Origin of the sequence: Rhodococcus sp. YH3-3, assembly GCF_001653035.1 — a bacterium.
In the GTDB taxonomy this organism is placed as follows: domain Bacteria; phylum Actinomycetota; class Actinomycetes; order Mycobacteriales; family Mycobacteriaceae; genus Rhodococcus_F; species Rhodococcus_F qingshengii.
The window spans coordinates 974,290-988,513 of sequence record NZ_BCWH01000001.1 but is presented as its reverse complement, the minus strand read 5'-3'; the positions used below and the strand labels follow the sequence as shown (position 1 = coordinate 988,513).

The following is a 14,224-nucleotide window of genomic DNA, read 5'->3' as shown; positions in this document are numbered from 1 at the left end:
AGCCGAACCGAATGCTCGAGGAGCCGATCGATCCGTACCTGCCGCTCAACGGCAACCGCGGGTACCGCGTGTCCCGGTACGAACTGGAACTGACGTACAAGGTCTTCAGCAACCGTCTCGCCGGCAAAGCTGTCATCACCGCTGTCACCACCGAGAGCCGATCCAAGTTCAGCTTCGACCTCGCGCAGAACCTGCAGGTGTCCAAGGTGTCCGTCAACGGTGCCCGCGGCACCAAGTACGCGCACTTGAACAACAAGCTGATCCTCACGCCGTCTACCAAGATCCCCGCGGGCGGTGCCCTGTCGGTCACCATCGCGTACAGCGGCAACCCCGAGCCGATCAAGAGCCTGTGGGGCGAAGTCGGATGGGAGGAACTCGACGAAGGAACTTTGGTCGCAAGTCAGCCCAACGGCGCGGCGTCCTGGTTCCCGTGCGACGACCATCCGATTTCCAAAGCGTCGTACCGCATCTCGATCACCACCGATTCCCCGTTCTATGCCCTCGCCAACGGCAAGCTGATCCGCAAGCAGACCCGTGCGAGTCAGACGACGTGGGTCTACGAGCAGACCGAACCGATGGCAACCTACCTGGCAACCATTCAGATCGGTCAGTACGAGCACCGACAAGTGAGCGCCGGGCCGGTACCGGTCTTCGCCGTTCACCCACCTCGGCTGCGCGCAGCGTTCGACGTCGACTTCGGGCGCCAACCCCAGATGCTGGAGGTCTTCGGAAAGCTGTTCGGCCCGTATCCCTTTGCCGACTACACCGCTGTGGTCACCGACGACGAACTCGAAATCCCCATCGAAGCGCAGGGACTCTCGATCTTCGGAGCCAACCATTGCACAGGCAGGCGCGGTTCCGAACGTCTTGTCGCACACGAGCTTGCCCATCAATGGTTCGGCAACAGCCTCACTCTCGGGCAGTGGTGCGACATCTGGCTGCACGAAGGCTTTGCCTGTTACGCGGAGTGGATCTGGTCCGAGAATTCCGGTGGCCCGTCCTCGAACCAACTCGCGACAAACGCCTATCAAGGGCTCGGGCGTAAATCTCAGGACTTGATCGTCGCCAATCCCGGTCCTGCCCTGATGTTCGACGATCGAATCTACAAGCGGGGCGCATTGACTCTGCACGCCCTGCGCGGCGTTCTCGGAGACGAGAAGTTCTTCGAACTGATCCGTCAGTGGACCACGAAGCATCGGCACAGCACGGTCAGTACCGAGCAATTCACCGATCTCGCTTCACGTTTCACCGACACTCCATTGCGCCCACTGTGGGATGCATGGCTGAATCAGCGCTCTCTGCCTCGTCTCTGACGCTCTCTCACCGCGATATCACCACGCCGAAACATTCCGAATGCGCCGATTAGCTTTGTCTTACCTTTACTATAGAGGTGGGCCGAGGGACGACCCCGACAACACAATTCTCAGGGCACGCTTCCTCGACAGGTAGATCGGGGGATCGATGTTCGTTGTATTCACAATATGTTTCGTAATCGGGGTCGTCGCCCTGATCGGAGCCTTTGCCGTCGGCGAGGTTGCAGATCTGGGCGGCGGCCACGCAGACGGGCTGCCATTTCTGAGCCTGACAACCTTGGCCACAGCACTTTTCGGCTTCGGCGCCGGCGGCGTAGCTGCCACTCTCGCGGACGCTCCGACATTGGTAGCGGCGATTGCAGCACTCGCACTCGCCGCCGTTCTCGTTGTCGTCACGCGCGGCCTACTTCTCCCCTATCTCATTAAGCAACAAGATAATTCGCACATCGGACGAGCTTCGTACTCCGGGCTGTTGGGCACGGTCACCCTCACCATTGCAGCCGAAGGTTGGGGAGAAGTCTCGTTCGTCGACGCCGAAGGCAATCGCGTGCAGGCCAAGGCCGTCAGTGCACAGCCGATGGCGCTCACCACCGGCACCACCGTCTACATCGCCGATGTAGACGATCAATACCTTCACGTCGTCACGGTTGACGACGCGATCTAAGGACTCGATACATGCTGCCAATCATCATCATTGCGGTTGTAGTCGCAGTAATCATCTTCATCGTTCTCCCCGCGATCTACGTGAAGAACTACGTCAAGGTCCCGCCGAACGAAGTGGCGGTCTTCACCGGACGAGGCAAGCCGAAAGTCGTCCGCGGCGGAGCCCGGTTCAAGATTCCGGGAATCGAACGCGTCGACATCATGTCGCTCGAGCCGTTCAACGTCAGCATCAATCTCAAGAATGCGCTCTCCAACGACGGTGTTCCGGTCAACGTCGAGGCAGTCGGCCTGGTACGAATCGGTTCCGCCGACGAAGCGGTTCAGACAGCGGTGCAACGATTCCTGACCTCCGACCTGGACGAACTCCAGCAGCAGATCAACGAAATCCTCGCCGGCAGCCTGCGCGGAATCACCGCAACCATGACGGTCGAGGATCTGAACTCCAACCGCGATTCGCTCGCACGCAGCGTGGTCGAGGAGGCAGGCGGCGACCTCGCACGCATCGGCATGGAAGTCGATGTCATCAAGATCGCGGGAATCTCCGACTTCAACGGCTACCTCGAATCGCTCGGTCAGCGCCGCATCGCCGAGGTCAAACGTGATGCCGCGATCGGAACTGCTGAAGCAGAGCGTGATTCGCAGATCCAGTCGGCAAAGGCGCGACAGGCAGGCTCCGTCGCACAGGCCGAGGCCGACACTGCGATCGCGAGTGCAAATCAGAAGCGCGACGTCGAACTCGCTCGCCTTCGAGCACAGACCGAAGCCGAGAACGCCGAAGCCGACCAGGCCGGACCACTCGCGCAGGCAACGGCCGAGAAGGCCGTCGGCATCGCACGTGAGCAGGCCGAGGCGGCCCGCGTCGAAGCTCGCACCGAGGTCGAGCGTCGTCGCGCCCAGCAATCGGAAGCGGCATTGCAGGCAGATGTCATTGCACCGGCCGAGGCCGAACGCCAAGCCTCCATCGCACGCGCAGAGGGTGAGCGACAGGCCGCGATCCTCCGCGCCCAGGCACAGGCCGAGTCAGCAAGGCAGGCCGGCGGCGCTCAGGCCGATGCACGAAAGCTCGTCGCCGACGCTGTTCGCTCCGAGCAGCAGGCTGATGCCGACGGCCTTCGAGCACGTCTGGAAGCCGAAGCTGACGGCCGCAAGGTAGCGGCCGACGCCGTTCGCGCCGAACAGCAGGCCGAAGCGGATGGTTTGCGCGCCAAGCTCGAAGCCGAAGCTGCCGGTAAGCGTCAGATCGCCGAGGCGCTCAATTCCTACACCCCGCAGGCCGCGCAGTTGCTCACTCTGCCTGACGTTCTGGCAGCACTGGTCGACGCCACCGCAGCAGCAGCGAAGCCGGTCGGCGACATCGATCGGATCTCCATCGTCGGCGGCAGCGACGGGGCGCAGGGTTCGATCGGCTCGATCCTGGGCATCAGTCCCCAGGTGATTGCCGGTGTCATCGAAACTCTCGAAAGCTCAGGCGTCGATATCACCGGTTTGCTCAACGGCCTGAACAAGACCGCATCGGTTCCGGCTGGTTCGGTACACAATTCGGTCCACAGTTCGGAAAACGGTTCCGCAACCGTGGACGCGTGATTTCGCCCCGGTCCGCCGACTCTCGCAGGAGTCGGCGGGCCGGCTTCACGCGCTCGGAAGATGTGAACGCGACTTGAAGAGAATCAGAATCAAGCAGGCAGCGGCGGCGGCTGATCCGAACAGCAGAGTCACCGTGTAGCTCAGTGCCGGAATGCTTTCCGACAGCATCGCCAGCAACGCAGGCACCGCGAACCCGATGTAGGTGATCGAGTAGAACACCGCGGTCAATCCTGCCAGATCGTCCGGCCCCGCGATTCGCTGGATCTCCAGCAACCCGGACACCAGTGCCATGCCGTACCCGCAACCGAGGATCGCTGCAGCCACGATCGCGATCGCCACGGTCAGCGTCGACGCAACCAGAGCAGCACCGGCCATACCGACCACCAGAAACACCAGAGCCACAACGGCGCCACGAGCACTGCGGTCGGTGTCGATTTTGCGCCCCAACGACTGAATCGCGAATCCGCATGTCAGCGCGACCATGCACAGCAGAGCCGAAAAGGCCACGGGCGCATCGCCACTGTGCCCGGTCATGAGCGCCGGAATAACTGCATACGCGACACTGGCGGCACCGAACACCCACGGCGCCAACGGAACAACGACGTAGAGGAATCTGCGGTGACCTGCCGAGGGGATCTTGAGATCGTCGATCAACCTGCGACGGTCGGATTTCGCCTGTGCCGGTCGTGTTTCGGGCGCACGCCACAGCGCCATGGCGGCGAGGACGGTGATCGCGATGTGCAGCACGTACGCCAACACACTCGGCATGGGCGCCCACTGCGCCAAGATTCCCGCAGCACCCGCTCCCAAGGCGAAGCCCGCGGTCAGACTCATCGCTGCTCGCCGAGCACCTGCGCCTTCCGACGCCGTCGGATCCCAAGGTTGCGTGGACAACTCCTTGACCCAGGAGCCGCCGACGGCCATACCGATCCCCAAGGCGATGCCACAGAGGATTCTTCCCAGGATGAGAGCAGCGGCGGAGTCCGCCCCGAAAGCGAGCAGCGTCGAACCGGCGATCGCGATGATCGGCGCGGGGAGCATGATCGGGCGTCGACCCAATCGATCGGACAGCGGGCCGCCGAGCAGCAGGGCCGGCACAATTCCGACGACGTAGGCGAAGAGGAAGAAATCGACCATCACCGGCGAATAGCCGTGGTCGAGTCGGTACATCACCAGCAGTGGGGTGAATTCGTTTCCGCCCCAGGCAGCGGCGAACATACTGGCGGCAACGGTCAGCCACAGCCACTTTCCGCCGGAGAGGCGTTCACCCTCGAGACGAGTTTCGGCCGCGGTCCCAGCGCCGATCGTTTGGGTGCTCATCACAGAGTTCCTTCGAAGCCGAGGCCGTGGACCTGGCGCATGTGTGTGAGGACGGCAGTGTTGTATCCGTCGGCATCGCCTGTGTCGACGAGGTCGGTAAGCGCGGTGTGATCGGCAAGGATGCGCGAGAGTTGGCCGGGGTCGCGTGAGATCGACCGGGCTGTCATCCGTCGTTGCCTGTCGCGCAGACTCGCGTAGAACGAGTCGAGCAAAGGGTTCCCGCCGGCGGCAACGATCATCTTGTGGAAGTCTGCATCGATTGCGCTGAACGCGGCCACGTCCCCGCGATCAGCAATCTCACGTTGCTCGATCAGATTCGCGCGCAACGCTGCGACAAGCGCTTCCCGTGCGTGCGGTCGGACCGACACGACTCGAACGCTCTGAGTCTCGACGAGCTGTCTGGCACTGACTACGTGTTCCGCTTCCCCATCCGCGACCGGGACGATCAGCGCTCCCTTCTTCGGATAGAGGCGCATCCAACCTTCCGACTCGAGACGCAGAAACGCCTCACGCACCGGCGTTCGGCTCACATTGGTCCGTGCAGCGATGTCACCCTCACTGATCAGCTCCCCGCCGGCGAGCTCGCCGGAAAGGATCAGCTCCTTGACTTCGCGGAAGACGGTTTCGGAAGCGGAATACAACATAGACACAAGATGTATTTATACTCCACGCTGGCGCAACGCAGACATCCGGGTCGCCGATCCGAACATCTCGGTCCGATGCGGCATCGATCCAGTTAGCATTGCAAGGTGCCAGACAGAAGAGGAATCAGTTCGCGATGAATGGCGCACGCTCCAGCCTTCGAGGACTGATGCACTCATGACATCGCAGATGAAGTCAATGAGGACGCTGACCCGCGAGTGGTTGATTCTTCCCGATCAATACGACCGCTTCACTCGCTATCTCCGCGACAACGGCCTCACGACCGCCACCCGGCTATTACTTGGCATCATTGTCATCGGACTGGGAGTGTGCGCACTACTGAACAGATTCAGCCCTGCCGGTCCGACAAGCACGATTGCGCTGTTCTTCAATACTGTTGTCGTGATCTCGTGCTTCGTAGTCGGAGTCTCATGGTGGGTCTTCGGCCCCACAAAGCGTCGCTCGTTCGGTTTCGTGGTCTTCTGCGACATCGCGGTCACGATCTCCGTCGTTGGAGATTCCTCCCAGCTCGCACGATTGCTCACCTGTGTCATTTTTGCTCTGGTCGGCATCTACATCGCCTACTTCCACAACCCGAAGTTGCAGATCGCGCACATAGCTTTTTCGCTTCTTGTGATCGCGGTGGCTGCGCAGCCAATTCTGTTCGGGCCGGATCGCGATCCAGCCCTTGGTGTTTCGAAAGTACTGGTCGTCATCACCGCGTTGGTGGTCTGCGCATTCATCTCGCAGATCGTGCTGACGATGCTCAGCATGGATGCTTCCAGTTCCGACCTCGATCCTCTCACCGGCCTCTTGAACCGTCGTGGCCTCGACCGCCACGTCGAGAAGGTACTCGAGGGGTTCCAGCGTCAAGAATCTGCGGCACTACTCGTGATCGCGATCGACATCGACCGGTTCAAGACGATCAACGACGTGCACGGCCACGACGTCGGCGATCGCATCATTCTCCGGGTATCGCAGCGGTTATCCGCCTGGGCACACGCTGATGCTGTCGTCGCGCGGGTCGGCGGCGACGAATTCATCCTCGTTCAAAGACTTTCCGTGCCAGCCATCGGACCGATCCTCAACTCGATCGGACCGGCAATGCACTCGAATTCCGACGAGATACCGTCGACTTCGAGCATCGGAATCGCCGTGCGTACCCACAAATTCGTCGCCGGAGAAGACCGCGCAGCAGCGTTCACGGACATGCAGAAAGTCGCCGATTCGGCGATGTACGAAAGCAAGAGACTCGGCGGCGGACGCGTTCACACGATCGTCACCACCGCCGGCAGGTAGCAGTACGCACAATTTCAGTAGTAGACCGGCCCTGGCACTCCTCCACCCGCTGCCACTGCGTCACCGGTGATCGCGATGCTTCGCGGCGATGCCAGGAAGGTCACGACGTCGGCTACTTCTTCGGCATCGATGATCCGATGTATCGAGTTCGTCGCGATACCCCGCTCCACCTCCGCCTGCGAGCGGCCGGATTCTTCCGACTCGCGCGCAATCCGCGCGGTCAACCTCTCGGTCCGCGTCACGCCCGGATGGACGACGGTGACGTTGATTCCCTTGGGGCCCAGCTCGTCTGCAAGATTCTTGGTCAGCGCAGACACACTGACGTTGCGGATCGTGTGGGCGATCGAGGTTGCCTGTCTGGCACCCAAACCGCTGATGTTGATGATCCGACCCCAACCCTGATCGATCAGATACGGCGCCACAGCGCGCGCAGTTCGCAGGTACCCCAGCACTTTCACTTCGACTTCGTCTCGCACGACGTCGTCGGTGGTCGCCTCGAAATCCGTCGGCTTTCCGGCGCTGAACGGCGTCGCTGCCGAATTGACCAGAATGTCGACACCGCCGAACTCCATTACCACTTGCCGCACCGACGCCTGAACCGCTTCGTCGTCTCGCGTATCCGTCACGACTCCGATCGCACGAATTCCGAACTCCGAAACCAAATCTCGTGCAACGCTTACGACGGTTCGCTCAGTGCGCGCGAGTATCGCGATGTCGACCCCTTCAGCGGCCAGACCTCTGGCGATTGCCAGACCGATCCCCTTGCTACCACCGGCAACGATCGCACGCTTTCCAGACAAGTGAAGATCCATACCTGCGACACTATCCAACAGGCGGTCCCCGATCTCTACGAAGAGGGATCGGGGACCGTCGGAATCATTCCTGTGTCTCAGACCATCAGATCCGCGTACAGGTAGACGTTGTCGGCGTAGTTGCCCACACCGTCCTCGAATTGCAGTTCGCCGCCGCAGGTTACGACTGCCAACTTACGAGGGCCCTCCGGGCCGGCCAGCACGCTTTCTTCCACACCATCGGCCTTCGGGCGCGTCGTCACCGCAGTCACCTTCCACGACGTGCTCTTACCCGTCGCGTCGGATGTACGGATCACTTCACCCGGCTCGATCGTGCCCAGGTCGAACAGCGCGCCATTACCCTGGCCGGTCAGATTGACGTGTCCGGCAATCAAGGTCGTGCCGGTGGCGGAATCGAGAGATGCACCGTCGAGCCAGATTCCGACGTTCTTGACGTTCTCCGGCGGAGTGAGAACTCCTTCCGGCACGGTGGCGTCCACGATCGGCGCCTGAACACCGACCGGGTCGAGCGAAAGGGTGTTGGGAGTCATCAACGCATCCGTAGGCGTTGCCGGATTCACGGAGTGCGACATGACAACTCCCGGACTCGGCGGGATCGCAGCATCGTCATCGGAGGATCGCAGGCCGACGAAGGCCATGGAAGCACCGGCGACCAACACCGCGATGAGAGCCAGAATGAACGCGACACGACGCCCTTTGCCTGGACTCGCGGGCTGATCGTGGTTGGGATCGTCGTATGGATTGGATGGATTGGGATCCGACTCGTACATGGTCATCGAACTGTCTCCTGCGGGATGAGGCGCCCCCGGCACCTCGTGCGAATTGACGCCCCCTGCGTCTGATCAATGTCGGCACCGATCACACGAATCGTGATCGGTGCCGACGTCTACTACACGTGCCTGGTGTCAGGATCGCTTGCGGCGGAGAGCAACTGCTCCGGCAGCAGCCATTCCGACAAGCCCGAGGCCCGTCACTGCGACGGCGACGTTGCGGCCTGAATTCTGTTCAGCAGCACCACCGTCGATGGCAACCGGGCGGGGGCCAGTGGCCGGCTTCGGAGCCGACGGCGCCGGAGTTGCGGGAGTTGCAACCGGCTGCGACGGAACAGGTGCACCCGGAACTACAGGCACGACCGGCACAATCGGCACGATGGGCACGATCGGAACAATCGGCACGATCGGAACGACCGGGGTTGCAGGCGTCGTGGTGGCCGGTGTGGTCGTTGCCGGTGTCGTTGTTGCCGGCGTGCTCGTTGCCGGTGTCGTCGTGGGTGCTGCTACATATCCGACGCTGGCAGATGCATTCATCGAAGCCGGCCGAACGGTGTCGAACGACGCGAAGATCTGGCACTGTGCGCCTGCCGTGTTCCAGTGCAGGTTCTCGACCGAATCCGGAATGACGCTTGCAGTCACCGAGTAGTCCCCGCCGGCCGCAGCGGTGAGGCAAAGATCAACAGCAGTCGGTGCGTCGCCGCGGCCGTCGACCGTCAGTTGGTTTGCAGACAACGTCGCCTTGGCGTTGTCACCACAGACGGTCAGTTCGGTGCCCGCCGAGGACTGAACAGTGATCGGCTTCCGGTACATATTCGTATTCAGGGTGAAAACGGCAGTCTCGCCGGCCTTCAGAGTCCCCGTCGCGGGTGTCTTGCGAACGAGGTCGAGCGTCTGCGTGACGTTCATGATCTCGACGATGCGAGCTCGCTCGTCGTCTCCGATGTTCCTGTCGCACAGGCTTTTGAAATCGGCCATCAGCGGATTGTCGTAGTCCGAGACACACCACACAAGCGTCTGCCGCGCCGAACGTGCATCCTCGCTGCTATTTCCCGAAACGACACCGTCGAGTTTGGCGGGATTCTGCAGCAACCAACTGATGACAGCGAGATCGTCGGCTGACAGATCGGGATTGCCCGAAGACGGCACCGTCGCACCCATCTCGTCGTTGTGCTTGTCAACCGGCAAACCGTTCTCGTCGACACCGGCACACGGATCGAGATCGAAGTCCGTGCAGTACATCCATTCCGACTTCGCAATTCCGTCGACGTCGCGGACACCGCAGACCGGAGCATCCACCGCGGCCGAGGTACCCCGATCGGTGGTGCCGTACATCGGCACGATGTTGCCGTCGTTGTAGTGATCCAGCCGAATGCCGGAGATGTCGAGCATCTGCTCCGAGGGCGTGTACTCGGTGCCCTCACACAACCCGGCGGTGAACGCCGGAGCGGCCGCGGTTCGCACCGGCATCGGCGCGGACACAGCTGGCGAAGCAAAAGCGACGCTACTACCGGCCACCGTTACGGCAATAGCTGCAGTTAGCGAGAGCCGGAGAACAAGCGGCCTACGCCGTGAACCAGACACAGTCATCAAAGCTTCCCTTTCAAGACATTTCGGTAGCGGGACGGTTGCCTGGATTCCCAATACCACGCCACCCAGCGCTCACTTCCGAGAGGATCAGCCGATCACTTATGGCAATCAGCCAGTTACTGAATGGCAATGTAGTGCATGTTTCAAGAAAGATCACCCAATCGTCGAGCACTCAGGGCGCAGCTTGGACATTCGGATGACGAGTTAGCCATGAAGGTGACTGAACCTTTGTCCAACCGCACAACAATCGCGATCCCCCCAAAATCTGCTCATCCAACCGCGACGTTCCCGACATTTCGCCAACGCTAGCCAGTCGGTAACTTGGGCATTCTGGGGAAACTCACAGGAAGGGGCGTTTTCAGCTCGCGCGCAAAAGAAGGGGCCCGCTATGCGGACCCCTTCGCCGGAAACTTCCGACCGAGACTGCTTTGTCGGGATTCGGGCAACTTGTAGATGACCCAGAACAATCTCCACTCACATTATGTGATTTGCCTCACATTCAAAGAATCTGTTGGTTTTGTTCACACCCTGAACCAATCTTTTGGTCCTCTTTGCGTCGATTACCCAGATCTCCGACGGCGGAACCCTGCCCTGCCGGAGAGCGGAGCACGAGCCTAGGATCAGTCTCGGACCGGAGGCGCCTTCCTCGTGGTAACCGCAATGCGATTCCACGCATTGATCGTCAAAATGACGCTGATGAGCTGAGCCAGTTCCACGTCCGAGAATTCGCCGGCAGCCTCGCTGTACACCTCGTCCGGAACGAAACCGTCGGTGAGGACTGTCACGGCCTCGGTCAAGGCGAGCGCGGCACGTTCACGATCGGAGTACATCCCTCGCGCTTCTTCCCACGCGTTCAGTAGGTAGAGCTTCTGCTCCGTCACGCCGACCTTTCGTGCGTCGCGAGTGTGCATGTCCAGGCACCATGCGCAATGATTCAGCTGCGACGCACGCGTGAGGACCAGCTCGACGAGCGTCGGCTCCAGCCCCTTGCGTGCAGCGGCATCCAACGCAATCATCGCCTTGTAGACCTCGGGCGCCAGCTTTGCGATATCCAGTCTTTGTCCTGTTGCTGTAGTCATAACTCAAACGGTAATCCCGGAAAGACCCGGAAACATGGTTCAATCCGGTGGTGAATTCGTGGGCCAATCTTGGGTTCGATCTACATATCGAGCTGCCACAGGGAATCGGGGTTCGCGCTGCACTGCTTCAGACCCTTCGCGACGCGATCGACAGTGGACTGCTGAAGCCCGGCACCAGACTCCCACCTTCCCGCACCCTCGCGCTCGACCTCGGAGTTGCCCGAAACACCGTTGCGGACTGCTATGCCGAACTCGCCGCAGCTGGGTGGCTTGTCACACGGCCTGGTTCCGGGACCCTGGTCGCCACGCTCGCCAGCACACACACCCGCGAGGTCGAGCCATCACCGACTCGACGACGCTGGACCTACAGCCTTCTCCCTGGATCGCCCGACGCGTCGGCGTTTCCCCGCGCTGCATGGATTTCGTCCGCCAGACGTGCTTTGACCACCGCGCCGACCGACGCGTTCGCGACTACTGATCCCAGAGGCCGAGTCGAACTCCGAAACGCCCTCACCACATACCTGAGCCGCACCAGAGGCGTTCGCGTCGATCCGAACTGCATTGTGATCAGTGCCAGCTCGGGTCACGGGATCTCCCTCCTTGCCCGCGCACTCGGAGGAACGATTGCGGTCGACGCTTTCTGCCTTCACCTGCACCGGCAGTTGCTCGCCGACGAAGGGCTGCTGACAGTTCCCATATCGGTTGACGAATCAGGCACTTGCACAGACGAATTGGCGTCTACATCTGCTGAAAGTGTTCTGCTGACGCCGACCCATCAGTTCCCTCTCGGCGGTCCCCTCACACCGGCGAGGCGCGCGACCGCTCTCGAATGGGCCACGACTACGGGCGGCGTCATCATCGAGGACGACTACGACGGCGAATTCCGTTACGACAGAAAACCTGTCGGTGCACTCCAAGGAATCGCACCGCAGCACGTTGCGTACCTGGGCACTGTCAGCAAGACACTGTCGCCGGCAATTCGCATCGGATGGATGGTGTTGCCGGACAGGCTGATCGAACCTGTCCTCGCAACAAAGGGACCCTACGAACGCTGGGTAAGTTCAACGGATCAATTGACCTTGGCGGACTTCATCGAATCCGGAAGATTCGACAGCCATATTCGAAAGATGCGCACCTCGTACCGACGACGACGCGATCAACTGGTTGCGACACTTGCGCAGCAAGTACCCCAGGTCAGGGTCGAGGGGATCTCCGCGGGACTTCACGCTGTGATCCGTCTGCCCTCCGGCACCGAACAATCTGTTCTTGCAGCGGCCCAGGCGCGCGACCTCGGGCTCGAAGGGCTGTCGATCTTCCGACATCCCGACGTGTCGTCAGTCGGCGGTGACGGCATCGCCGTCGGCTACAGCACGCCGACGCAGTCGCAGTACTCGAGGACGCTGGACGTGCTCTGCGAGGTGCTGCAGGCAGCTCTGCGATAACGCCTGCCGGCCCTGCCCAGCCGCTCACCTGCCCTGCCCTGCCCTGCCCTGCCCTGCCCTGATGGTGTGAACGTACCGTTCCCCTCGTCCAAGAGGGTGAGCGTGTCGTTCACTCGATCCCGGACGGGGTGGTGAGTCGGCTGTGCTCCCGCCCCTGATGGTGCGAACGGTACGTTCGGTCGATCTGAGGCGACGAACGTACCGTTCGCTCGAAGTCGGGGGTGTTTTGGGTACGAGAAAGCCCCCCAACCATCACTGGTTGGGGGGCTTCTCTAATGTGTGTTCGGCGGTGTCCTACTCTCCCACACCCTGTCGAGTGCAGTACCATCGGCGCTGAAGGGCTTAGCTTCCGGGTTCGGAATGGGACCGGGCGTTTCCCCTTCGCTATGACCGCCGTAACTCTATGAAACTGTCACAGTAACCTTCTTCTGATCACCTGGTTTCACCACCCGTCAACACCAGTTTCTGGTGTTGGGGGATGGAGAAAACATGTTCTCATCAGTATCTGTGTGTTGTTTCAGATACCGCACAGTGGACGCGTAGCTTCTTTGTGGTAAGTCCTCGGCCTATTAGTACCAGTCACCTGCATGCATTACTGCACTTCCAGTTCTGGCCTATCAACCCGGTGGTCTGCCGGGGGCCTTACCCCCTCGAGGGGGTGAGAAACCTCATCTTGGAACAGGCTTCCCGCTTAGATGCTTTCAGCGGTTATCCCTTCCGAACGTAGCTAACCAGCGGTGCTCCTGGCGGAACAACTGGCACACCAGAGGTTCGTCCGTCCCGGTCCTCTCGTACTAGGGACAGCCTTCCTCAAGTTTCTAACGCGCGCGGCGGATAGAGACCGAACTGTCTCACGACGTTCTAAACCCAGCTCGCGTGCCGCTTTAATGGGCGAACAGCCCAACCCTTGGGACCTACTCCAGCCCCAGGATGCGACGAGCCGACATCGAGGTGCCAAACCATCCCGTCGATATGGACTCTTGGGGAAGATCAGCCTGTTATCCCCGGGGTACCTTTTATCCGTTGAGCGACACCGCTTCCACTTGCCGGTGCCGGATCACTAGTCCCGACTTTCGTCCCTGCTCGACCTGTCAGTCTCACAGTCAAGCTCCCTTGTGCACTTGCACTCGACACCTGATTGCCAACCAGGCTGAGGGAACCTTTGGGCGCCTCCGTTACATTTTGGGAGGCAACCGCCCCAGTTAAACTACCCACCAGGCACTGTCCCTGAACCAGATCATGGTCCGAGGTTAGAGGTCCAATTCGATCAGAGTGGTATTTCAACAACGACTCCACGATAACTGGCGTCACCGTTTCACAGTCTCCCACCTATCCTACACAAACCGAACCGAACACCAATACCAAGCTGTAGTGAAGGTCCCGGGGTCTTTTCGTCCTGCCGCGCGTAACGAGCATCTTTACTCGTAATGCAATTTCGCCGAGTCTACGGTTGAGACAGCTGAGAAGTCGTTACGCCATTCGTGCAGGTCGGAACTTACCCGACAAGGAATTTCGCTACCTTAGGATGGTTATAGTTACCACCGCCGTTTACTGGGGCTTAAATTCTCAGCTTCGCTCCCGAAGGAACTAACCGGTCCTCTTAACCTTCCAGCACCGGGCAGGCGTCAGTCCGTATACATCGTCTTACGACTTCGCACGGACCTGTGTTTTTAGTAAACAGTCGCTTCTCACTGGTCTCTGCGGCCCCAC

At 60.7% G+C, this 14,224-nt stretch carries 11 protein-coding genes and 2 rRNA genes (1 of these 13 cut by a window edge); 5 read left to right on the top strand and 8 right to left on the bottom strand.

What is annotated here, in order from left to right; all coding sequences use genetic code 11:
* Positions 1-11 precede the first annotated feature (11 nt).
* From YH3_RS04670 to YH3_RS04660, 3 genes are all read left to right on the top strand, one after another.
* Entirely contained in the window at positions 12-1,313 is a 1,302-nt protein-coding gene (locus YH3_RS04670; protein WP_050655931.1) for a M1 family metallopeptidase, read from the top strand.
* Positions 1,314-1,461: 148 nt separating this feature from the next.
* Positions 1,462-1,977 carry a DUF1449 family protein gene (locus YH3_RS04665; RefSeq protein ID WP_064443044.1) on the top strand — a complete coding sequence of 172 codons (516 nt, stop codon included), beginning with the start codon at positions 1,462-1,464 and terminating at the stop codon, positions 1,975-1,977.
* Positions 1,978-1,988: 11 nt separating this feature from the next.
* On the top strand, positions 1,989-3,560 hold the full coding sequence (locus YH3_RS04660) for a flotillin family protein (RefSeq protein ID WP_003941083.1): 1,572 nt from the start codon (positions 1,989-1,991) through the stop codon (positions 3,558-3,560).
* A gap of 45 nt (positions 3,561-3,605) precedes the next feature.
* Here YH3_RS04660 and YH3_RS04655 read toward each other — a convergent pair whose 3' ends face one another.
* Together YH3_RS04655 and YH3_RS04650 are read right to left on the bottom strand one after the other, a co-directional pair.
* Positions 3,606-4,880, bottom strand: a complete 1,275-nt coding sequence (locus YH3_RS04655; protein WP_052959811.1) for an MFS transporter — start codon at positions 4,878-4,880, stop codon at positions 3,606-3,608.
* A complete protein-coding gene (locus YH3_RS04650) occupies positions 4,880-5,524 on the bottom strand; it encodes a GntR family transcriptional regulator (protein ID WP_007727164.1) in 645 nt (214 codons plus the stop codon). Before YH3_RS04650 ends, YH3_RS04655 begins: the two co-directional genes overlap by 1 nt.
* 175 nt (positions 5,525-5,699) lie before the next feature.
* Here YH3_RS04650 and YH3_RS04645 point away from each other — a divergent pair, with 175 nt between their 5' ends.
* The gene (locus YH3_RS04645; protein ID WP_064443043.1) at positions 5,700-6,821 is read left to right on the top strand and encodes a GGDEF domain-containing protein; all 1,122 of its coding nucleotides are present in this window, start codon (positions 5,700-5,702) and stop codon (positions 6,819-6,821) included.
* Positions 6,822-6,835: 14 nt separating this feature from the next.
* Here YH3_RS04645 and YH3_RS04640 read toward each other — a convergent pair whose 3' ends face one another.
* From YH3_RS04640 to YH3_RS04625, 4 genes are all read right to left on the bottom strand, one after another.
* Complete coding sequence (locus YH3_RS04640; RefSeq protein WP_064443042.1) at positions 6,836-7,633, bottom strand: SDR family NAD(P)-dependent oxidoreductase; 798 nt, start codon at positions 7,631-7,633, stop codon at positions 6,836-6,838.
* A 77-nt stretch (positions 7,634-7,710) separates the two neighbouring features.
* Positions 7,711-8,409: a class F sortase gene (locus YH3_RS04635; protein ID WP_042922789.1), complete on the bottom strand. Its 699-nt coding sequence runs from the start codon at positions 8,407-8,409 to the stop codon at positions 7,711-7,713.
* A 129-nt stretch (positions 8,410-8,538) separates the two neighbouring features.
* Complete coding sequence (locus tag YH3_RS04630) at positions 8,539-9,993, bottom strand: hypothetical protein (protein WP_238592519.1); 1,455 nt, start codon at positions 9,991-9,993, stop codon at positions 8,539-8,541.
* Between the two features lie 620 nt (positions 9,994-10,613).
* Positions 10,614-11,072 (bottom strand): carboxymuconolactone decarboxylase family protein, encoded by a 459-nt coding sequence (locus tag YH3_RS04625; protein ID WP_007727180.1) that lies wholly within the window; start codon positions 11,070-11,072, stop codon positions 10,614-10,616.
* A 47-nt stretch (positions 11,073-11,119) separates the two neighbouring features.
* Between YH3_RS04625 and YH3_RS04620 the strand changes: the two genes are divergently transcribed.
* Positions 11,120-12,514, top strand: a complete 1,395-nt coding sequence (locus YH3_RS04620) for a PLP-dependent aminotransferase family protein (protein ID WP_082920530.1) — start codon at positions 11,120-11,122, stop codon at positions 12,512-12,514.
* A gap of 281 nt (positions 12,515-12,795) precedes the next feature.
* On the opposite strand, the gene rrf is transcribed toward YH3_RS04620, so the two are convergent.
* Both rrf and YH3_RS04610 read right to left on the bottom strand, forming a co-directional pair.
* Positions 12,796-12,912: ribosomal RNA gene (gene rrf / locus YH3_RS04615) — 5S ribosomal RNA — on the bottom strand.
* A 151-nt stretch (positions 12,913-13,063) separates the two neighbouring features.
* A 23S ribosomal RNA gene (locus YH3_RS04610) occupies positions 13,064-14,224 on the bottom strand (it continues 1,973 nt past the right edge of the window).

Excerpts from the sequence above, each read along its gene's own strand:
- YH3_RS04670 (WP_050655931.1), top strand. The coding sequence starts at position 12 with ATGCTCGAGGAGCCGATCGATCCGTACCTGCCGCTCAACGGCAACCGC.
- YH3_RS04665 (WP_064443044.1), top strand. The coding sequence starts at position 1,462 with ATGTTCGTTGTATTCACAATATGTTTCGTAATCGGGGTCGTCGCCCTG.
- YH3_RS04660 (WP_003941083.1), top strand. The coding sequence starts at position 1,989 with ATGCTGCCAATCATCATCATTGCGGTTGTAGTCGCAGTAATCATCTTC.
- YH3_RS04655 (WP_052959811.1), bottom strand. The coding sequence starts at position 4,880 with ATGAGCACCCAAACGATCGGCGCTGGGACCGCGGCCGAAACTCGTCTC.
- YH3_RS04650 (WP_007727164.1), bottom strand. The coding sequence starts at position 5,524 with ATGTTGTATTCCGCTTCCGAAACCGTCTTCCGCGAAGTCAAGGAGCTG.
- YH3_RS04645 (WP_064443043.1), top strand. The coding sequence starts at position 5,700 with ATGACATCGCAGATGAAGTCAATGAGGACGCTGACCCGCGAGTGGTTG.
- YH3_RS04640 (WP_064443042.1), bottom strand. The coding sequence starts at position 7,633 with ATGGATCTTCACTTGTCTGGAAAGCGTGCGATCGTTGCCGGTGGTAGC.
- YH3_RS04635 (WP_042922789.1), bottom strand. The coding sequence starts at position 8,409 with ATGACCATGTACGAGTCGGATCCCAATCCATCCAATCCATACGACGAT.
- YH3_RS04630 (WP_238592519.1), bottom strand. The coding sequence starts at position 9,993 with ATGACTGTGTCTGGTTCACGGCGTAGGCCGCTTGTTCTCCGGCTCTCG.
- YH3_RS04625 (WP_007727180.1), bottom strand. The coding sequence starts at position 11,072 with ATGACTACAGCAACAGGACAAAGACTGGATATCGCAAAGCTGGCGCCC.